This is a genomic window from Niallia oryzisoli, from assembly GCF_043641075.1.
Lineage (GTDB): Bacteria > Bacillota > Bacilli > Bacillales > Cytobacillaceae > Bacillus_BD > Bacillus_BD oryzisoli_A.
Genome location: NZ_JBHZRC010000018.1, coordinates 48,252 through 69,319 on the forward strand (window position 1 = coordinate 48,252; position 21,068 = coordinate 69,319).

Sequence of the window (21,068 nt, forward strand, 5' to 3'; positions counted from 1 at the left end):
TGATGCCCGTGGAGCTGAATTCAAAAGGCAAAAGGGAATCAAGCGGCCCATCTGATGCCCGTGGAGCTGTATTCAAAAGGCAAAAGGGAATCAAGGTTATTCTAAGCCAATGGTTCACGTCCCCCTTGACTCATAAATCATGAAATTCCTTAGATTGGAAATCATATCATCATAGGAGAATGAGTTTTAGGAGGATGATCATGGGGTTTCATACTAAACCAACTACATTTGTCGGGCATGTAAAGATTAAGGTGGAAAAGTTAGAACGCTCAATAAAGTTTTATGAAGAGGTGCTTGGTTTCCATGTTTTAGAACAAACAACGTCTTCAGCAAAGCTTACAGCTGATGGGAAAATAAGTATTCTGTCACTAGAGCAACCTGAAAATGTCGTACCAAAACAAAGAGGAACATCAGGTTTGTATCATTTTGCTATTCTTTTACCGGAAAGATCTGATTTGGCTAATCTTGTGGTTCATTTTAGAGAAAATGGAATCCGGTTCGCTGCTTCAGATCATCTAGTAAGTGAGGCCTTGTATTTATATGATCCTGATGGAAACGGGATTGAAGTGTATGCAGACCGGGATCCTTCTGGATGGAGCTGGGTAGGGAATGAAGTAGAGATGACAACAATTCCACTTAATATTGAGAATCTGCTAACGAGTCAAGTGGCAGGTAAGTCTTGGAGAGGAATGCCAGAGGGAACGGTAATGGGGCATATCCATTTACATGTTGCAGATTTAGAAAAGGCTGAAGAATTATATGTGAAGGGTCTAGGCTTTGCTGTAGTGAATCGATATGCTGGTCAGGCGCTGTTCTTTTCCAATGAAAAGTACCACCATCATGTTGCCGTTAATATATGGAATGGTGTCGGAGTGCCAATCCCACCTGATAATAGTGTAGGACTTAAATCCTTTACACTTATTTTTGCAAATGAAGAGGCGCGCCAAGATGCGATCGACACCTTGAAAAAGGTTGGGGCTGCGGTTACGGAAGAGAATCATACATTCATCACCCATGATCCTTCCGGAAACACGATCGAGTTAGCTGTTTAAGTTGGGAGGAAATCATTTTGAAACAAGGTAATAGCAGTGGCTTTGAAATCGGAGTTTACACACTCGCTGATATTGGACCAGATCCCCTTACTGGTCATACAGTTAGTGCCAAGCAAAGAGTAGAAGAAATCATCGATGCTGCGCAGCTTGCTGATGAGCTTGGACTAGATGTTTTTGGGATAGGGGAACATCATCGACTCGATTATGCCGTTTCATCCCCCGCGGTCGTGCTGGCGGCAATTGCGTATGCGACTAATCGCATGAAATTAACCAGTACGACAAGTGTGTTAAGTACACTTGATCCTGTTCGTCTATTTGAAGATTTTGCAACGTTAGATCTGGTTTCAAATGGACGTGCAGAAATTTTAGCGGGCCGGGGGGCATTTATCGAATCCTTCCCGCTTTTCGGATACAGCACAAATGATTATGATGAGCTTTTTACAGAACATATGGATTTGCTTTTACAGCTGAATAAAAATGAGAGGCTCACTTGGTCAGGGGAATTTCGTCCGCCACTAAATAATGCTGAGATTTCTCCAAGGCCCCTCCATGATCAAATCCCGATTTGGATTGGTGTTGGTGGTACACCTGAGAGTGCAGTACGTGCGGGTCGATTTGGGGTTGGAATGGCGCTAGCTATTTTGGGTGGAAATCCAAGACGTTTTAAACCGCTTGTTGACCTTTACCGTCAAGCAGGAAGGGAAGCAGGCCATTCACCAGAAGCATTGAAAATAGGTGTGACAGGACATGCCTATATCGCTGAGACGACTCAGCAAGCAAAGGACGAGTTTTATCCATATTACTCAAATTATTGGTACTACGTAAATCGTCAGCGAGGATTTGGAACGAAAATGTCCAGGGCAGAATTTGAACAGATGGCTGCTCCGGATACGGCATTGTTTGTTGGAAGCCCGGAACAAATTGTTGAAAAAGTTCTTCAACAACACGAATTATTTGGTCATTCGCGCTTTCTTGCCCAAGTAGATATTGGAGGATTACCATTTAGTAAAGTAGTGAAAAACATTGAATTATTAGCAACAGAAATAGCCCCTAAAATTAGAAAAGCCATAAAATAAATCCGAGGTGTGACAAAATGGAAAATTATCGAATAGAAAAGGATACGCTTGGTGAGGTTCGTGTACCTGCCGATAAGTTTTGGGGAGCACAGACGCAGCGGAGCAAGGAAAACTTCAAGATTGGCAGCGAAACCATTCCTTTGGAAGTCGTATATGGGCTGACGCGAATCAAGAAAGCTGCCGCAGCTGTTAACTTGGAGTTAAAGAAGATAAGCGAAACCAAAAGTAAGGTAATCCAAAAAGTATGTGATGAAATTTTAGCGGGTCAATATGATGAGCATTTTCCATTAGTGATCTGGCAAACTGGCAGCGGGACCCAAACGAATATGAATGTGAATGAGGTAATTGCCAATCGTGCAAATGAATGGCTCAAGTCAACTGGCAGCACAGAGAAGATACATCCAAATGATGATGTCAATATGTCGCAAAGCTCGAATGACACGTTTCCAACGGCTATGCATGTTGCGGCATACGTGAAAATGATCGAAATCCTTATTCCAGCTATGCATGAATTAAAAAGTACTTTGTATGAAAAGGAGAAAGCTTTTTCAAACATCGTCAAAATTGGAAGAACTCATTTACAGGATGCAACTCCATTGACACTCGGGCAGGAAATCAGCGGATGGAGATATATGCTGGAGAAAAATGAAAAAATGATACAGGATGCAGCAAACAATTTGCTTGATTTAGCGATTGGCGGGACCGCAGTCGGTACAGGAATCAATGCCGATCCCCAATTTGGCGCAAAAACAGCGGAGCAGCTTTCTCAACAAACCGGGTATCCATTCCGCTCTTCTGAGAATAAATTTCACGCTTTAACAAGTCATGATGAAATCGTTCTTGTTCATGGAGCGTTAAAAGCTTTGGCCGCTGATTTAATGAAGATTGCGAATGATGTCCGATGGCTGGCAAGCGGTCCAAGAAGCGGCATCGGTGAGATCACCATTCCTGCCAATGAGCCAGGAAGCTCCATCATGCCTGGGAAGGTCAATCCAACACAAAGTGAAGCTCTGACCATGGTAGTCTGTCAGGTCTTCGGAAATGATGCCACCATCGGATTTGCGGCGAGCCAGGGGAATTTTGAGTTAAACGTGTTTAAGCCTGTTATTATTTATAATCTGATTCAATCCATCCAATTACTATCAGACGGTATCATTTCCTTTAATCAAAACTGTGCTGTAGGAATAGAAGCAAACATAGAAGTCATCAAAAAGCACGTCGAACATTCCCTTATGTTAGTTACTGCCCTGAACCCTCATATTGGATACGAAAAGGCAGCAGAAATCGCTAAGCTTGCCTTCAAAGAAAATAGCAGCTTAAAGGAAGCGGCGATTAAAACAGGCTATGTTTCAGCGGAACAATTTGACGAATGGGTTAAACCAGAGAATATGGTTTAAGTACATGGGGACAGGACTCACTCTAGTTATGTAAAAACTAGGTCAAGTGACTGTCCCTATGTCTCATCCAGCTGCAATATCATATAAAAAAAGACCGAGCGTGTAAGCACTCCGTCCGTTATTACTGGATTCAATTATAAGTATCCTTAATATTTTCTATACACGTATGGTTCTTCTGGCTGCTCAATCTTCGTATAAGAAGAAACCTTTAAAACAGGGATCGTTTTCTTGAAAGGCTGATAATAGATCGTTTCCAGCTCGCCGGTAACTGTGTACCATTCATCATTTTGAGGATGAATGCCCTTTGGCATATCCACTAATATTCCAAATACCCCAGAATCGGATACACAGTGAATAATCCCAAAACGAAAGAGAAATACTTGGTTCGGATCCAAGCCCTCTGAGTTTTGATAGGAAAATCCGGTTAACGTCATTTGCTTCCCAGTAAATTCCCCCGGATAAGAATAAATGGTCTCCAAATCCTTCAGATAGTTACTGTCGTTTAAGGTAAGACCGTTTGTATGCAATAATTGATCTCTTGCTTTTTCCATTAAGGTTAGATACTGATCTTTTCCATAATAAAGACTTGTATCAGGCTGCAGGAATTGGTGCGAACTATATGGATCTGAATCATCATAGACGGAAAAGTTAAAGCCTTTTTTATCAACAATACTTGAATCCATTGTTGCCACGGGAAGAAAGATTCCTGTGAAAACGGGAAATAGAAGGAGAAGGTACATCACAGATTTCCTCCAGCCTTTGTTTTCATTGGAGTGATCGTGGCCGCAATGACAGTCGTCATGATGATCATGATCCTCGTTTTCAGGATCCTCTTTTAAATAAATATAGAATTCCATAATGGTAAAAATGGTAAGAATGATCATCGCCATTTTTGATACATAAGAATATTTCATATTAATATATTTCGATATATTACCAGAGGCATGTAAATGCATAAATAAAAAATTAATTCCTATTAATATAAATAAACGCATGTCATACACCCTCTTTAAAATGTGAGTAATAAAGTCATGCCTAGTACGGATAGAAAAATATAGATGACTAAATAGAAAACAAATTTTGCTTTAAATGTACCTAATAGCATGATCGTATTTTTGATATCAAGCATGGCTCCAAACACGAGAAAGGAGACGAGGGACGAAGCATGAAACGTGCTTCGGAAGGAACTGGCGACAAAAGCATCTGCCTGCGAGCATAGGGACATCACATAGGATAAACCCATCATAATTAGGTTCCCTGATACTTTACCTTGGCCGACATTATATAATAGAGACGTATTTAAATAGGTTTGAATACCTGCAGCAAGTAAGGAACCAATGATTAATAATTTTCCTACTGAAAAAAGTTCATCAATCGAATGCTTGAACATCTCTACTAATTTTTCTTTAAATGTATGTTCATGATGTGCATGTGAATGATGATGTGTGTGTGAATCATTCTCCTCTTTTAACTGCGAAGTTTTGAATTGCAGTGAAATGAGATAGGACACAATTAACACAACAAGTAGCGCGACTCCTCCCCGATAAATCACCATCTTCCAGCTGTTCCCGAAAGCAATGTAAGTAGAGAAAAGAACAATTGGATTTAAAATTGGACTTGAGAGCATAAAAGCGATAGCAGATGGAAGCGGAACTCCCTTGGCAATTAATCGCCGCGTAATGGGAACGATCCCACATTCACAGGCAAGAAATAAAATCCCTAACCCAATTGAAAACAGAACAGACAGAAAGCGGTTCTTCGGAAGGACCTTTGCAATCATTTCCTCTGACACAAACATTTGAATAATCCCTGATATAAGCACCCCTAGTAAAATAAAAGGAAAGGACTCTATGAATATACTAATAAAAATGGTATTCAACTGTAACAGTGACTGATAACTTATCACCATACACCCCCAAAAAAAGGCGAAGTAAATGCTTAATTATGATAGTCCTGTCCATAACGAAAGTCAATTTCTTGTTTTTTCCTGTGGGGCAATCACTCCCCAAAAATCTCGTCTCACAAGATTTCCAAGGAAGTATAATTGAAATAGATAAGTTAATAAAAGGGAAGGAGAGCAGTCTGCTCTCCTTTTGGACTGGTGCCAGGCACGCTCAGTCTATCACCTTTATCTCCTTCAAATGCTGAATGTGTATTCCTATATGTCCTATACCAAGTATAATAGCAGACACAATCAGCCAAATAACCTTTCCATAAATGCCTAATAGGAGAAAAGCCGTAACAGGCAAACTTGCACCCGGCCAAGGAACTCCACAAAAACTACGATAAAAATTTTCCTCAGTATGTTCATTACTAAAGTATCTAATCCACCATAACTCATAAAGAATCATCAATAAAAATGATGCAATTAACCACAAACTCCATACTGAAAACGGAGCAATGTTAAAATCGTTAAAAATCAGTATGCTAGCCGTGCAGCATACTTGCCCAACACGTTCCAATACTAATAATATTTTGTCTTCATGGGTGCTGTTATAATCTACTGGCTTATTCCTGCTCCAGATGCTATTTGGAATCCACAACATCAATAAATATATCAGACCTACATATGAAAATCCTAAATGACCTAACATATAATTCCTCCTGATAAGATTGACGTCTAACCATCTATATAACATTGATTATATATCTTCCTTGATTTTACCATTTATTAGGAGGGTGGAAATTATATAAAAGGTAAATTATTATGAATCTTCTTAAGGTCTTGCATTAGTTTTAAATTCAATCCTTTGTACTAATTATTGGCAAACTATCGATTCTCGCCTGTAACTTTTTCATCAAAAATCAATCCTATTGATTCCTCCAAATCTATCATTTTCCACGATTTACTATACCTTTACCTTGTATATAAATTTTCTAAATAATTAAATCCTACACTTGTTTTATATGATGAGGAGGATGAAAAATGAAGGATTTTGACAACAAACGTAGAAGTTTTTTAAAAAACACAGGTAAAGGGGTTGGGATTGCCCTTGGAGCTACCATTGCTAGCTCCATCCCTTTTAACTATGCATCAGCAGCCGAAAATGGTAATGCCAGCAATTCTAACAAACTACAATATCCATTTACTTTGGGGATCGCTTCAGGAGACCCGCTTCCGGATGGAGTGGTTTTATGGACTCGCCTTGCTCCGGATCCATTGAACGGAGGCGGTATGGACAACCATCCGGTTCCAGTACAATGGGAGGTTTCTCTTGATGCCACTTTTAAAAATGTCGTAAAGAGAGGAAATGAGCTTTCCAAACCGCAGCTCGGTCACTCCGTCCATGTAGAAGTTGAAGGGTTGGATCACTCTACATGGTATTTTTACCGTTTCAAGGCACACGATCACATAAGCCCAACAGGAAGAACAAAGACAGCTCCTGCCTATAACAGTTCTGTAGATCATCTAAACTTTGCCTTTGTTTCCTGTCAAAACTGGCCAACAGGCTACTTCACAGCCTATCAACACTTGGCGAAGGATGATCTGGATTTGGTTATTCATCTTGGTGATTATATTTATGAAGGAAGTCACAGCACCAAGGTTCGGCCAACGGATTATTCGGCTCCGGAAATCTATACACTTGACGATTATCGCAACCGTTATGCTCTTTATAAATTAGACAGTGACCTGCAGGCAGCGCATGCCAATTTCCCATGGATTGTGACGTTTGATGACCATGAAGTGGACAATAACTACGCCAATGATATTCCGCAGGATCCGCAAAAACAGTCGAAGGAGGATTTTATGCAGCGAAGAGGGGTTGCTTACCAAGCCTATTATGAGCATATGCCACTTCGTCGTACCACTCTACCAAACGGAAGCGATATGCAATTGTACCGTCGTTTAGCTTTTGGTAATTTAGTAGAATTCAATGTACTGGACACACGTCAGTACAGAGACGATCAAGCAAATGGGGATGGCTGGAAGGTTCCAACACCTGAGTCAGAGGATCCAGCCCGCACACTTCTAGGTGAGCAGCAGGAACGCTGGCTGCTAGATGGATTAGCATCATCCAAAGTTAAGTGGAAAGTATTGGCTCAACAAGTATTTTTTGCTCATCGTGATGGTGACTTTGATCCTGGCGAGGAATATGTAAGTATGGATGCTTGGGATGGATATCCAGCCGCACGCCAACGAATTGTAAACTTTTTAGCGGAAAAAGACATTAAGAATACCGTTGTTCTTACTGGTGATGTACATACCAGCTGGGCCAATGAAGTCAAGGTGGATTTCCATGACGCTAATTCGAAAAACGTGGCAGTAGAGTTTGTTGGAACGTCTATTACGTCCAATGGTGACGGGTCTGATGTGAATAACAATACAGCGCAATACTTAAAGGAAAATCCGCATATTAAGTTCTTCAATAACTATCGCGGCTATGTGCGTTGTAAACTGACTCAAAGTACATGGCAGACCGATTATCAAGTCATCCCATACGTAACAAGACCAGGTGCCCCTGTCAGCACACGTGCATCCTTTGTTGTGGAAGACGGGAAACCGGTATTGAAGCAGTTAGCGGCTATACCTCTATAAGAGTTTTATTAAAAAATGGTAATGGGTAGGTAAGTCCATTACCATTTTTTGTGGCAGTGGAAGGTGTTCGGATAGAGTAAGGAAGGGAATGAGGCAGCTTTGTCAAAAGTGGGGTCTTACACTGAAGAAGAAAGATGGCAAGTTGCAATTCTATTAAAAAAGCAGTTTTCTTTTGGCAGTTTAAAAAGGGAATTCTATAACTCTGTCAAAAGAGTGGCTTCCTTCTGACAGAGAGAGAAGGAAATCTAGCATTCTGTCACAAGGGAGGTCTTCTTCTGACAGAGAGAGCAGGAAAATCAACCATTCTGTCGCAAGAGAGATCTTCTTCTGACAGAGAGAGCAGGAAAATCAAGCATTCTGTCGCAAGAGAGGTCTTCTTCTGACAGAGAGAGCAGGAAAATCAACCATTCTGTCGCAAGAGAGGTCTTCTTCTGACAGAGAGAGCAGGAAAAACAAGCATTCTGTCGCAAGAGAGGTCTTCTTCTGACAGAGAGAGCAGGAAAATCAAGCATTCTGTCGCAAGAGAGATCTTCTTCTGACAGAGTAAGCCAGAACAAGCAAGCATTCTGTCGCAAGAGAGATCTTCTTCTGACAGAGAGAGCAGGAAAATCAAGCATTCTGTCGCAAGAGAGGTCTTCTTCTGACAGAGAGAGCAGGAAAATCAACCATTCTGTCGCAAGAGAGGTCTTCTTCTGACAGAGAGAGCAGGAAAATCAACCATTCTGTCGCAAGAGAGGTCTTCTTCTGACAGAGAGAGCAGGAAAAACAAGCATTCTGTCGCAAGAGAGATCTTCTTCTGACAGAGAGAGCAGGAACAAGCAATCATTCTGTCCCAAGAGTGGCTACCTTCTGACAAAGAGAGCAGGAAAATCAATTACTCTGTCAATAGAGGGACTTCTCCCTAACAGAGTAAGCAGGGAAAACTACAATTCTGTCAAATAGAAGACCCCATTCTAAGCAGTTATGAAGTTCCTCCTTTTCACCTACGCTACTAAATTGGGATACATATTCCATAAATTCGAAATTAAAAAAGGATAGATAATCTATCCCTTTCGTTTTAATTAAGTATGTTAACCCTGATATCCTTTAATCGTACCATCACTACCCAAGATATAACCCTCAATAACTGTATTTGTAGCCATAGAAGGTGTCATGTAATACCAAGCAAATCCGTCATGAATCCAGCCGGTAGCCATGGAAGGAGTTAAATAATACCATGCGATACCATCGTGAATCCAACCAGTAGCCATTGCACCATTGGATGTTAAATAATACCACGCCAATCCATCATAAACCCAGCCCGTGGCCATAGACCCATCTGGATTTAAGTAATACCAGGCACCGTCGTGAATCCACCCAGTCTTCATAGCTCCATTTCCGTCAAAAAAGTACCATACGCTGCCTATCGATTTCCAACCTTTAACTGCTGCTCCGTTGCTATAGTAATACCAAGTACCGTTTAAATTTTTCCAACCGGAAGTAGGTTGTGAAATTACGGGAGTCGTAGATTGGTTTTGATTTGCTAGATAGGAACTGTACTCTCCAGATGAAACTTCACAAGGAAGCCCATCATTGTCTCGATCAAGACGGTGAGGATCATTTGTAGCGCTATAACCATTATTGTGCCAAAAATCCATTAAACTTTGTTTGCTTGAAAAATCTCCACAGTCCTTGTCTGAAAATGCATCTGCTTTCGGAGAACCATAAGCGGAAAATGCATACACGACCAGGAATGCTAATAATACTTTTCTCATTTTTATCCTCCTATACTAAATATATCCAACATAAATATACTACTATAGTAGGATGGAAATAAAGGAATATTTAAAAAATAATAGATTTTATGAGCCAGAGGGACGGGTACCGTGGCTCTTTTGAATTAGCATCCCCGTACCCCTACAAAGCTTTACGCAGCAACAAATACTCCGTACCTACCGTTGGCTGGAAATTCTCATCCACATCACAGGGATTTTCACGTACCATTTTAATTTCCTCAGTAAACCCCATTCTTCTATACAATCGAGCATTCGCTGCATGATCAGGGTCAACGCCGATGGTTACATATTCGAAGTTCAGCTCACGTAATCTTTCAAACGAACGGTTCATCAGCATAGTTCCGAGTCCTTTTCCCCGCATGATTTCTTCTATTTGGAATCCATAAAGATAGGCAGTTGTCTTCCCATCCGCAAAATCGTGATCATCCAGGCATTTGAAAAGGTATAGTTCCCCAATAAGTCTGGCGTGATGTTCGATTGCCCAAAATTCTGCGTTACCCTTTTGAATTTGGTCAGAAAAATACTCAGTAGTATAGAATTTGAACCAAAGTGCTAGCATCTCCTCAATGGTTGCTTGTCTTATAATCATGTCATTCTCCTTAATTTTACCTGTTACAAAAAATAAACGGTTCTCCTGTTTCTGTTACTAATTATAGTATAGTAAAGATAGAATGTTTTTTTTAGTTGAAAGAGACTTTATTATGAAAAAGTCTTATTAAACAAAATCAAAATAAGTAAATTTATTTAGGGTCATTTAAAAGCTTTTTAAGTATAGAGATTTCAATAGTAGCGTATGAATTAGCGAGAAAAGGATGTTTTTAATGCAAAAATCACCGCCAATTTTAGAAGAGATTGCAAAGGATATTTATTTAGTATCGATTCCTGTTCCGTTGATGCAGCAGGTTAATTGTTATTTAATTCGAGGGGAAAATGGCTTTACTCTCATCGATACAGGGCTTTATACAAAAGAAGGAATAGAAATTTGGGAGGACTTAATTTCCTCAGGGATTTTCATCGAAAAAATAGTGCTGACCCATTTCCATATTGACCATATAGGGCTTGCAAAATGGTTTAAGGAAAAGCATCGTATACCGGTTTATATTTCAAGCGCTGGTTATGAGGAGATGAAACAAAGGAGAAAAGGGGATTATACCGATTGGATTGTCAGCATATTTCAACTGCATGATGGTTTTAGATCATTTAAAGAATCCATAGAATATCAGATAGCTATGGAAGAACAGCTGTTGTATGCGTATGAATTTGAACCAGATGGCTTATGGGCAGATAACCAATATATTCAGTTGGGAAATGAAGCTTACGAAACGATTTGGACACCGGGGCATTCTCCCGACCATTTTTGTTTTTATAATCATGAGCGAGAGCTTATGGTGATAGGTGACCATGTAATTGATCAATTATCTCCGGTTATATTATTGGAGTCATCGTCCGATATGAATCCTTTAATGAGTTATTATAATTCTTTGGAAAAAATAAAGGAATATTCGATTAAGCTAGCCCTTTCAGGACATGGCCATCCAATTGAAAATGTTAATAAGCGAATAGAGGAAATTAAAGCAGGCCATCAATATCGGATAGAGCAAATACTAGCATCCTTAAAAGACGAAGAAAAAACAGCGGGCCAAATGTCTCAAGAAATCTACCGTAAAGCCAACACCAAGCTAGCCTATGGTCCAATCATGTCCACAATCATAAGATGTATCTATTTAGAATCAATAGGGAAGCTGCGATCAGAATGCATAGATGGAAAAAGAGTTTACAGATTAGCTGACTAAGTGAACCACGGGGACGGGTCCACTGGCCTCAGAAAGATTAATAATTGAAGTTAGACAAATCCCGTAGTCCGCTCGAACCAAGGAACCCGTCCCCCTGGCTCAACCCAATTCGAGCCGTGCCAAGGGACCCGTGCCCCTGGCTCAAAACCGGCTCATTTCAATATTACAGTGCTTCTCTGATATAACTTTATGCAGCCGTTCAATATGCTCGTGATTTTTGGTTTCAACTGAGATTTCCAGCTGGGCATAGCCTGGATAAATATTTTTGCCGATCCGGTTGTGATTGACGGATTGAATGTTTGCATCAAGATCAGAGATGGTGCTTAATACTCTTTGAAGCTCACCTGGTTTATCCTTTAGAGTAATTGTAAAGGTAACATATCTTCCTGACTCCACCATGCCGTGTTCAATAATTCGTGAGATAAAGTTCATATCCACGTTTCCGCCGCTCAATACGGCAACGACCTTTTTCTCTTTCAGCTTCAATTTATCATAAAGCAGGGCAGAGAGAGAACAGGCGCCAGAGCCTTCCACTAGCAGCTTATTTCTTTCTAAAACCATTAGCATAGTCCTGGCAATTTCCATTTCATCTACACAATAAATATCATCCACGTATTTTTGAACGATATCGAACGTCCGTAGCCCTGGTTTTTTAACGGCGATCCCGTCAGCCATCGTGGGTGATGATGCCACTGTGACCGGTTTATTTTCTAGTAACGACTGCTTCATGCTTGGACAAGCAGAGGTTTGAACACCATAGACCGAAATATGAGGATTTTTCTCTTTTACTGCCATCGCAACACCAGCGATCAGCCCGCCTCCGCCAACAGGACAAATAATGGCCTCGACATCTGGGAGCTGTTCAATAATCTCTAATCCGACCGTGCCTTGTCCTGTCATGACCGCATCATCATCAAAGGCATGAATAAAGGTGGCATCCATTTGTTCCTTGAGCTTTAACGCATGGGAGAGAGCATCATCAAATACGGTACCCTCTAATACGACTTCTGCACCATAGTTCCTCGTTGCCTCTACCTTACTGAGTGGTGCGCCTTTAGGCATCACAATGGTGCAGGGAACATCAAGCATCTGGCTGGAATACGCAACCCCTTGAGCATGATTCCCTGCTGATGCAGCAATCACTCCCTTTTTTAACTCTACCTTTGATAGGGAGATGAGCTTATTATAGGAGCCCCTTACTTTGAACGAACCTGTCTTTTGTAGGTTTTCCAGCTTTAAATACACTTCATTATGAGAAAGCTGACTAAATGTTTTGGAATAATCAAGGGGAGTTGTGTAGACAATTCCTTTCAACTTCTCCCGTGCAATGATAATATCATCGAGGTTCACCATGTTCTCCTCCTTTAGTCCATACAGTGTCCTTATTTTTAGGATGTACGACAAAGAGGTTAACTATGTCTAGATTTAGAAAAAACTGCAGCAGCAGACGATCTAGGGAAATATGCTATGATTAAAGATATTTATTTTTTAGAACTGTGCATTAATCAGACTGTAAAATACCCTTTTAATAAGTTGTTATGGGACGAAAAGATGAGTTATCAATCCTTCTCTATCTTCAGCAATGAGCTGTTTCCCAGAGTGTGCTTCATAAATTGCACCTATCCCTTGCAACCAATCCCCGATATTGGCTATTGTTGCTGCCTCCAGCTTGATCGGTCCCTCATTTTCTAAGACTTCCTTTGATACACCAATCCCTTCTAAAAGTTGTCCTATGGTTTGTATCCAAACTCCTTCAACTATTTGTCTTTCATTGGGATCTGATTTGGCATCCTCATCTAGCAGATAAATTTTTGTTAATAATAATACCTCCATTATTTTACCAATGGCTTGTATCCAGATTGTGATGGAAACTTGTTTTTCAAGTTGTAAAATCAATTCCTTAATATCCGTATTACTGCTTTCATTTGATTGGATTTTATTTTCGATCTGAACATTCAATGTTTTTCACCCCATTTGTATATACGTATGCAAAAAATGGGCAAATGCTAATGCTAATGCTATTTATAAGTGGGGGGAATATAAGAAAAGGGCTGTCTAAACACCAACAACCCCTGCGTAGTTCCTTTATATTTGTTTCTGTATTTTCATTTCCATAACGCTGAAAGAAATTTGTAGTTATTGCCGATAAATTCCTCAAATGCTGCTGAATGATTACTCCTCTGGTTATACCTTTTTCGAATGCTTTCGATTAATTTTACCGGAATCGGTTTACCTTTAATTAGGTGGTAATAACGATTATATCCGTTTTTTAAATGCTCCCATCTGTAATCATTTCCTGGTTGCAGATATTCGGACACATCAATAATTTTTGCTCGGCCATTTTGCAGTAAAACATTTTTCAAATGGATGTCACGAGGGTTTAATCCCTTTTGTCGAGCATACTCCCTTGCGTCATCAATGTCTTGAATCATCTGATTTGGAATAGGAATACCTTGAACTAAACAATCATATAAATTGATTCCTTCTTCAAAATTCAGAACAAGATAATGATCTTTAGAACCGAAGCATGTTGAAAAATAGGGTGAATCCCCTAATAATTCATAGACTTTCTTCTCTATTTGGATTTTCTCAATTCTATCATCTGCATATATTTTAAATGCATAGGCTGGAACATCAATCGATTGAAATACAGCTGCGTCTGTTCCTATACCGACACACCTTAAACGATCGGAGGATCCATGGATCGATACTGGTTCGTTGTTTGGATTTGATGTAATCGAAATGTTTGATAAAAAATGATCTGCAGCCAGCCAATCCTCATGCATGATGCATCACTCCTCAAAATGTTTATTGTTATAGATTTCTATCATAATTAAAGGCCAAGGTCTTTAGATATCTCCGTTTTCTTTTGAATACTCGTAGTGAGTTTATGTTTTCGTCCTCTATATAAGTACATGATCTCTAGTAAACTAATACAAATAACTAGCCAAGCCCCTCCGGCCAAATAGCCTGCCAGTACATCGGATGGATAATGTACTCCAAGGTAAATGCGACTGATCCCGATTAATAAAATAACGAGACAAAAGAACATTCCCCAGCCTGCCTTTGATAGGGGCTTTCGTTCACTTCGTAAAACTAAATAGACTAGAAAACCGTAATAAGTCATGCTGCCCATAGAATGGCCGCTAGGAAAACTATAGCCAGCCGCCTCAACTATTCGATTGACATCGGGGCGTTCTCTTTCAAAAAAATTCTTTAAGAATAGATTTACTAGACCTCCTCCAGCTACAGTAATCAAGTAAAATAGCATACCATAGAGATTTTTACGTTTTGCTACCAACAGAATCATACTAATGATGAGAAGAAGGCCAAGCATGAAGGAGGATCCCAGCTCAGTCATAAACAACATGAAACCGTCCATTGCCGATGAAGAATAAGCTCTGACGGCCTCAATAACTGTCTGATCAAAAAAGAATGGCTTCTTTTCAATTAGAGTTATGGATAAAACAATAAATAGGGATAAACAAATACTAGAAAAAACCAAGCTAGTCATTCCCCACACTCTAGCAGGTGGAGGGAATGAGTTATTCTCTGTCATTTTTCGAAACAATCATCATCACCTTACTTCCCTGAAATTAATAAAGGCCTTTACTACTAGTGGTAGTAAAGGCCTGCAAAAGAAAAAGACCTTTACCATCTACACTGGTAAAGGTCTCGCTAGCAATAAACATTGCCAACAAAGCCGGGGACTTCCATCCCGTAATGACGACTTTGCTATAAAAGCTACTCCCCTTTAGAGGATCACGTTCATTTGGTTACTAGTATTATAACGTTATTAAAGTTGAAAGTCAAAATGGGATAGTGGGACAGGGGGTAAGAAAATTAGTGGAATAAATAACAATAAGAGACACTAAGGATTATGCATTGAAAAGAGCATGGTAAGAAGACGGGGAAAATAAGAAAGTCTAATCATGAAATCATGGAATAATTATAGTAATTGGAAAATGTTCATTACAGTAACATCTATCAATAGACAAAGGAGAAGGATATGACATATTATTAAAACCTAACGCGCTGAATCATTTCACCTTATGACAAGTTTCCGGGATAACGGGAATATTTAATAGGGTGATTTACCAGGTTCATTGATGGGACGATTTTGTCTGTCCCCGTGGACCATTTTTTTAGTAAAGGGGAATGGGATGAAGAATGAAGCAATACAATACTCGCGCTATTATGGCGTCCTTACTTATCTGCGGTTTCGTTGGTATGTTCAGTGAGACGGCACTTAATATTGCAATCAGTAATTTAATGGACGTGTTCCAAATTTCAGCCGCAACCGCTCAGTGGTTGACTACGGGGTTCCTGCTTACTCTCGGTATTCTGATGCCGTTAACTGGGCTGTTACTACAATGGTTTACAACCAGGCAATTGTTTATCGGTTCACTTACAAGCTCGATCATCGGTACGTTGATTGCTGCGCTTGCGTTCAATTTCGAAATGCTTATGATCGCTCGTGTTCTACAGGCAGCCGGCATGGGCCTGTTGCTACCGCTTATGTTTAATACGATCCTCGTCGTCTATCCACCGGAAAAGCGCGGGGCGGCAATGGGCTTTGTCGGACTCGTCATTATGTTCGCACCTGCAACAGGTCCGACTGTCGCAGGTATTCTAATCGAATATTTATCATGGCACTTCATTTTCTGGCTATCGCTGCCATTTTTAGTACTTGGTTTGTTAGTAGGGCTTAAGTATTTGGAGAACGTCACCGACATATCAAAGCCTCGCATTGATCTATTGTCGGTCGTGTTATCAACGATTGGCTTTGGCGGTGTTGTCTTCGGTTTCAGCAAGGCTGGCGAAGGGGCGGAAAGTTTCACGAGCACAGTCGTGGTCACTTCGATTGTCATCGGAGTCGTTGCGCTTGTTTTGTTTGCACTTCGACAGATATTTATGCGTGAACCGATGATGGATCTGCGTGTCCTCAAGTATCCAATGTACAATGTGGGGCTGCTGATGGTACTTTCTTGTATGATGATTATCTTGTCGAGCATGATTATTCTTCCAATGTTTCTTCAGAACGGTATGAGACTGTCTGCGTTCGCCGCTGGACTTATGCTGTTGCCCGGCAGCGCGCTGAACGGCATTCTGTCGCCGCGCATGGGACGTTTGTTCGACAGGTATGGGCCGAAGTGGCTTGTTATTCCAGGTCTCGTCGTGGTGGCGGTCATGTTATGGTTTTTCTCCCACATCTCGCTCGAGTCTTCCATTGCTTTCATTGTCCTATTGCATATTGGACTAATGGTTGGCATCTCTATGGTTTGGATGCCTGCTCAGACGAACGGGTTGAACCAACTGCCACCGGAGCTATATCCACACGGTACAGCAGTGATGAACACACTGCAGCAGGTCGCAGGCGCGATCGGCACAGCGGTTGCAATCATCATCCTAACGAGCGGGATGGAGAATTATTTGCATAATTCTCCTGCTCCAAGTAAGCAGATAGAGATGGCGAACGCGATGACACTCGGTTCACAACACGTGTTCTTGTTCGCAATGACCGTGACGCTAATAGGTCTAGTCATCGCATTCTTTATCCGTCGTGTTGTCGTAACCCATACTTCAATGAATTCGACGCATTGATGTTCAAAAGAGAGTCTACGGTCTCCTTGACTTGCGCCCGCCGCTGTCGGGGACAAGGGGACGGTCCGTTGGCTCGGAGATAATAAGTGAAGTCAGCCCAATCCGATAATTAGTCGGATTGGGCTTTTTGAATTGAGAAAATATTAGTGTGAAATATTTTATTAGAGAGTGAAGGTGGCTACTTGTGAAAACTGGTTTTAAAAGAAGCAAGATTTTCTAGTGGAGAGGAAATAATAAAATTATGGATTTGCCAATTGCTCATTAAGGGGGATTATTGTGAAGAGGAGATTGGAATGGTTAGATATGGGGAAAGGAATTGGGATGGTGTTAGTGATATTTGCACATGATCACATTCCGACACAGCTGAAGGCTTTTATTTATACCTTTCATATGCCTTTATTTTTTTTCTTATCAGGTTATTTGTTTTCACCAACTAAGTATCAACGTTTTTCAAATTTTTTTACTAGTAAATTTAAATCTCTGATCATCCCCTATTTTTCTTTTTCCGTGATCGTATATGTTTGGTTTCTATTTCGATATAGAATTGGTGACATCGATTACAATGGCAGTTTGTTTAAACCATTAATAGGGACTATCATGGGGGAAAGAAATACGGACTTGACGGTTCATATTGGAGCGCTTTGGTTCTTAACCTGTCTATTTACAACAGAGCTTTTGTTTTATTTGATAAAAACGGGGCTCAAAAGAAACCTTTTCGTTGTTATTTCAATCATTAGTTCATCAATTATTGGTTATCTGTATAGCAGGTCCTCAGGAGCCCCACTACTATGGAACTTCGATGCCGCTAGTATAGCTGTTCTTTTTTTCGGCGTAGGTTATATGTATAAAGAACTTACGGAGCAAATAAGTCGATTTGTCACTATAAAGGTATTACTGATAGTAAGCCTGCTTAATTTGATGACCGGATATTTCAATTATCAGCTTTCTGGTGAAAGAGTCGATATGTATGAAAGTCAATATGGTAACTATTTGTTGTTTGTCCTATCAGCATTTTCAGGTATTATTGCCTTCCTTATAGCAGTGCAAAAGCTCGGAACGAATGTGGTTTTTCAGTATATAGGTAAAAACTCTCTCATTTACCTCGCACTACATCAGAGTATCGTGTTCAGTCTATTAGATATGGTATTTAAAAGGTTATTGGATACTGACTCAGTTGTGATTGGTCTATTTCTTGGAACAATCTATACAATCATAACCATTATCGTCATTGCACCTGTGGCCTATGTTATTAAAAATGACTTTCCGTATCTATTGGGAAAGTCAGGATTGACACGGAGACAGATCACGCGGCCCAAAGTCTAAAACGGGCCATAATCGGTCCAGGGGGACGGGTCCTCTGGTCCGTGGAAAAATTAATCAGTTGTAATTGGAGTAGAGCAAATGAATTTATTTGAAAAAGCTATTGCAAGATAACGCCTGGTTGTATCCAAGACGAGCCAAGGGACCCGTACCCGTGGCTTTATCGTGGTTTCCACCAAGACGAGCCGAGGAACCCATCCCCCTGGCCTTATAACAGCATTCCCCCAAGCAATACAATCACCGGCAGTGAAACAAGGACAATTAAATTGGATACTAATGTATGCATGACTCCGTAATTTTCATCTGCATTGTATAGGGCGAGTATAAGAGAGGCTGCGGTTACGGCTGGCATGGCCATTTCAATGAGCAGTACCTGTTCAACGTCTGCAGCGATGGGTAATAGCGTCAGTGCTAACAGTCCGATTACTGGAAAAATAACTAACTTAAACGAAACAGGTATAGCCACCAATTTTGCTGAGACTTTTCGTTTCTCTTTTATGATTGTCATCACTAGCATCCCTATGTAAATCATGGCTAATGGACTTGCCATTGCGCCCACGGATGATGTTATATCCTTAACGAAAAAGCCCGGATCGATTTTGAAAAAGGTAAAAATTAATCCAATGGTTACAGCAATATTTGGAGCAGAAATCATAGATTTGAACGTTTTTGCTGTCACGGTAGTTTTTCCTTGGACAAACAGCGTACCAACCGTCCACAGCAATAATGACATTCCCGCATCGAAAACAGCTGCATACACAGCCCCTTTAGCTCCGAACAAAGAGGCACACAAAGGAATCCCGATGGGCCCGGAGTTGCCGAATGTGGATAAAAAGGCCGTTTCACGAGCCTTTAGTGCTCCTAAACCAATTGATTTGGAGAATCCCCAGCCTGCAAGAAGTGCCAAAATATTAAAGCAAAGCGAGAAAATAAAAATAATGACAATTTGATGCAATAGGTTATTATCAATGTCGACCTTAAAGAATCCGCTTAGAATAATGGCAGGCAGTGCAATATTAATAATGACAAAGATTAAGAATCCCTTTATATCCTTTGTCAAAGCGATTTTATTGGCAAGCCACATCCCAATTCCGATCAACACAGCTAACTTTAGAATGGTAAAAATTAAAATTGTATAATCCATATCCCTTCAATCTCCTTTTTCCGAATCTGTCATTTTTTAACTATTTATATTATATAAGTATAGTATTATGGCGAAATAAAACTATCTACCCTCTTTCAAGTAATCTAGTAACTTTCAAGTTGTATAAAACAAAATAACATAATTCTGAAAAATGTGTTAATACTTTGTGTTTTATTTTTTCGCGGACAACTGATTTTTTTATAAAAATAAAGCGGAGCGAAAAAACTAGTTTTGTTCCGCATAAGAGAAATAATATCTTGTATACGGGAAAAGAAAACGTTATCATAGGACCATGTTAAAGAGAATATTTGGAATATGGGGATAATTTCAAATATAACTATTACCAATTCAATGGGGATTGAATTCATTAGGGAGGAATGTTAGCTATGTCAATTGAATTAAGTGTGATTGCACCACATGTACCGAGTATTTGCCACAAGGATCAGGTTCCAGAGTTCCAACAGGAAATGGTGGCTGGATTGAAGGTAGTATCCGAAGAGATTGCAGAAGTGAATCCTGATGTGATTGTGTTAATTTCCTGTCACTGGCCATCAACCTTTAATCATTACGTCGATTGCACGCCAGTTCATAAAGGGTTCCTGACAGCAATGGAAATTCCGGAAGTCATCAAGGATGTTCCGTACCATTACCCAGGGGATGAAGCGCTAGGTCAGCAGCTTGTTCAAGCAGGACAAGCCGCGGGAATTCCGGTTATTGAATTAAATGATCCACTTTATGTTTGGGATTACGGAACGTTGGTCCCATTGCGTCACCTGGTTCCGAATGAAAATATACCAGTTATTAACATGTGCGTTACGTTAACTGCCAGCATTGAAGAAACGTATAAATGGGGCCAGGCCATTGCTGAGGTTTTAAGGGCTTCTGATAAAAAATGTGTATTTGTGGCCAGCGGTGCCTTCTCGCATAACCTTGTTCGTGGAAGACATAATAAACCAAGCATTGCTGAGCATGCCATAGATAAAAGATTTCTAGAATTGCTGATGAATAAAGAGTATCAAGCAGCCTATGACATGCTTCCACAATATGCAAGTGCCGCAAAAGTTGAATCAGGGGGCCGCCATTTAGCTATGCTGTTGGGAATCCTCGATCAAGAATGCCAAGCTGCCTACTATGGAGATGGTCAATCCTCCGGCAGCTGGAATCCGGTTATCACGTTTTCGAAAAAGAATGTAAGCAGCATAGAACAGGTAGCAGAAGAAGTATTTGCATAATTATCGGTATTATAAAACTGCCTAAGAGTCCGGTTTTTCTTAGGCGGTTTTTTTATTGGGAGGTGCCAGCGTATAATGGCAAATAAGTCAAACACCATTTTTTAGGTAAAAGAGACCGACCTTAAGCATAGCCCTTCC

At 40.4% G+C, this 21,068-nt stretch carries 19 protein-coding genes; 9 read left to right on the plus strand and 10 right to left on the minus strand.

The window, feature by feature from the left end:
* The first annotated feature begins 200 nt into the window (after positions 1 to 200).
* Genes ACHUFV_RS25465 through fumC form a run of 3 tightly spaced genes read left to right on the plus strand, consistent with a single transcriptional unit; the run spans position 201 to position 3,525 of the window.
* Positions 201 to 1,052 carry a VOC family protein gene (locus ACHUFV_RS25465; protein WP_394239165.1) on the plus strand — a complete coding sequence of 284 codons (852 nt, stop codon included), beginning with the start codon at positions 201 to 203 and terminating at the stop codon, positions 1,050 to 1,052.
* A 17-nt stretch (positions 1,053 to 1,069) separates the two neighbouring features.
* Complete coding sequence (locus tag ACHUFV_RS25470; RefSeq protein ID WP_394239167.1) at positions 1,070 to 2,128, plus strand: LLM class flavin-dependent oxidoreductase; 1,059 nt, start codon at positions 1,070 to 1,072, stop codon at positions 2,126 to 2,128.
* A gap of 17 nt (positions 2,129 to 2,145) precedes the next feature.
* Positions 2,146 to 3,525, plus strand: coding sequence for a class II fumarate hydratase (gene fumC, locus ACHUFV_RS25475; protein ID WP_394239169.1), 1,380 nt, complete (start codon positions 2,146 to 2,148; stop codon positions 3,523 to 3,525).
* 146 nt (positions 3,526 to 3,671) lie between these two features.
* Here the strand turns inward: fumC and ACHUFV_RS25480 are convergent, their stop codons facing one another.
* From ACHUFV_RS25480 to ACHUFV_RS25490, 3 genes are all read right to left on the minus strand, one after another.
* The gene (locus ACHUFV_RS25480) at positions 3,672 to 4,520 is read right to left on the minus strand and encodes a TIGR03943 family putative permease subunit (RefSeq protein ID WP_394239171.1); all 849 of its coding nucleotides are present in this window, start codon (positions 4,518 to 4,520) and stop codon (positions 3,672 to 3,674) included.
* A 14-nt stretch (positions 4,521 to 4,534) separates the two neighbouring features.
* A complete protein-coding gene (locus ACHUFV_RS25485; protein WP_394239172.1) occupies positions 4,535 to 5,434 on the minus strand; it encodes a permease in 900 nt (299 codons plus the stop codon).
* Between the two features lie 205 nt (positions 5,435 to 5,639).
* On the minus strand, positions 5,640 to 6,119 hold the full coding sequence (locus tag ACHUFV_RS25490) for a hypothetical protein (RefSeq protein WP_394239174.1): 480 nt from the start codon (positions 6,117 to 6,119) through the stop codon (positions 5,640 to 5,642).
* 332 nt (positions 6,120 to 6,451) lie between these two features.
* On the opposite strand from ACHUFV_RS25490, the gene ACHUFV_RS25495 reads away from it, so the two are divergent.
* Entirely contained in the window at positions 6,452 to 8,062 is a 1,611-nt protein-coding gene (locus tag ACHUFV_RS25495) for an alkaline phosphatase D family protein (protein WP_394239176.1), read from the plus strand.
* Between the two features lie 1,070 nt (positions 8,063 to 9,132).
* On the opposite strand, the gene ACHUFV_RS25500 is transcribed toward ACHUFV_RS25495, so the two are convergent.
* Positions 9,133 to 9,816, minus strand: coding sequence for an excalibur calcium-binding domain-containing protein (locus ACHUFV_RS25500; RefSeq protein ID WP_394239178.1), 684 nt, complete (start codon positions 9,814 to 9,816; stop codon positions 9,133 to 9,135).
* Between the two features lie 142 nt (positions 9,817 to 9,958).
* Entirely contained in the window at positions 9,959 to 10,426 is a 468-nt protein-coding gene (locus tag ACHUFV_RS25505; protein ID WP_394239180.1) for a GNAT family N-acetyltransferase, read from the minus strand.
* A 232-nt stretch (positions 10,427 to 10,658) separates the two neighbouring features.
* On the opposite strand from ACHUFV_RS25505, the gene ACHUFV_RS25510 reads away from it, so the two are divergent.
* Entirely contained in the window at positions 10,659 to 11,630 is a 972-nt protein-coding gene (locus ACHUFV_RS25510; protein ID WP_394239182.1) for an MBL fold metallo-hydrolase, read from the plus strand.
* A 141-nt stretch (positions 11,631 to 11,771) separates the two neighbouring features.
* On the opposite strand, the gene ilvA is transcribed toward ACHUFV_RS25510, so the two are convergent.
* The 4 genes from ilvA to ACHUFV_RS25530 all read right to left on the minus strand — a co-directional run bounded on the left by ilvA (position 11,772) and on the right by ACHUFV_RS25530 (position 15,012).
* A complete protein-coding gene (gene ilvA, locus ACHUFV_RS25515; protein WP_394239184.1) occupies positions 11,772 to 12,983 on the minus strand; it encodes a threonine ammonia-lyase in 1,212 nt (403 codons plus the stop codon).
* 183 nt (positions 12,984 to 13,166) lie between these two features.
* Positions 13,167 to 13,589 (minus strand): hypothetical protein, encoded by a 423-nt coding sequence (locus tag ACHUFV_RS25520; protein ID WP_394239186.1) that lies wholly within the window; start codon positions 13,587 to 13,589, stop codon positions 13,167 to 13,169.
* 146 nt (positions 13,590 to 13,735) lie between these two features.
* Complete coding sequence (locus ACHUFV_RS25525; protein ID WP_394239189.1) at positions 13,736 to 14,416, minus strand: serine/threonine protein kinase; 681 nt, start codon at positions 14,414 to 14,416, stop codon at positions 13,736 to 13,738.
* 47 nt (positions 14,417 to 14,463) lie between these two features.
* A complete protein-coding gene (locus ACHUFV_RS25530) occupies positions 14,464 to 15,012 on the minus strand; it encodes a phosphatase PAP2 family protein (RefSeq protein WP_394239191.1) in 549 nt (182 codons plus the stop codon).
* 76 nt (positions 15,013 to 15,088) lie between these two features.
* On the opposite strand from ACHUFV_RS25530, the gene ACHUFV_RS25535 reads away from it, so the two are divergent.
* The 3 genes from ACHUFV_RS25535 to ACHUFV_RS25545 all read left to right on the plus strand — a co-directional run bounded on the left by ACHUFV_RS25535 (position 15,089) and on the right by ACHUFV_RS25545 (position 18,557).
* Positions 15,089 to 15,388 carry a hypothetical protein gene (locus ACHUFV_RS25535; RefSeq protein WP_394239193.1) on the plus strand — a complete coding sequence of 100 codons (300 nt, stop codon included), beginning with the start codon at positions 15,089 to 15,091 and terminating at the stop codon, positions 15,386 to 15,388.
* A gap of 412 nt (positions 15,389 to 15,800) precedes the next feature.
* Positions 15,801 to 17,234 (plus strand): DHA2 family efflux MFS transporter permease subunit, encoded by a 1,434-nt coding sequence (locus tag ACHUFV_RS25540; protein WP_394239195.1) that lies wholly within the window; start codon positions 15,801 to 15,803, stop codon positions 17,232 to 17,234.
* 276 nt (positions 17,235 to 17,510) lie between these two features.
* Positions 17,511 to 18,557 carry an acyltransferase family protein gene (locus tag ACHUFV_RS25545; protein WP_394239197.1) on the plus strand — a complete coding sequence of 349 codons (1,047 nt, stop codon included), beginning with the start codon at positions 17,511 to 17,513 and terminating at the stop codon, positions 18,555 to 18,557.
* Positions 18,558 to 18,762: 205 nt separating this feature from the next.
* Here ACHUFV_RS25545 and ACHUFV_RS25550 read toward each other — a convergent pair whose 3' ends face one another.
* On the minus strand, positions 18,763 to 19,698 hold the full coding sequence (locus ACHUFV_RS25550) for an AEC family transporter (protein ID WP_394239199.1): 936 nt from the start codon (positions 19,696 to 19,698) through the stop codon (positions 18,763 to 18,765).
* A gap of 386 nt (positions 19,699 to 20,084) precedes the next feature.
* Here ACHUFV_RS25550 and ACHUFV_RS25555 point away from each other — a divergent pair, with 386 nt between their 5' ends.
* Entirely contained in the window at positions 20,085 to 20,930 is an 846-nt protein-coding gene (locus tag ACHUFV_RS25555) for a DODA-type extradiol aromatic ring-opening family dioxygenase (RefSeq protein WP_394239201.1), read from the plus strand.
* Positions 20,931 to 21,068: the final 138 nt, after the last annotated feature.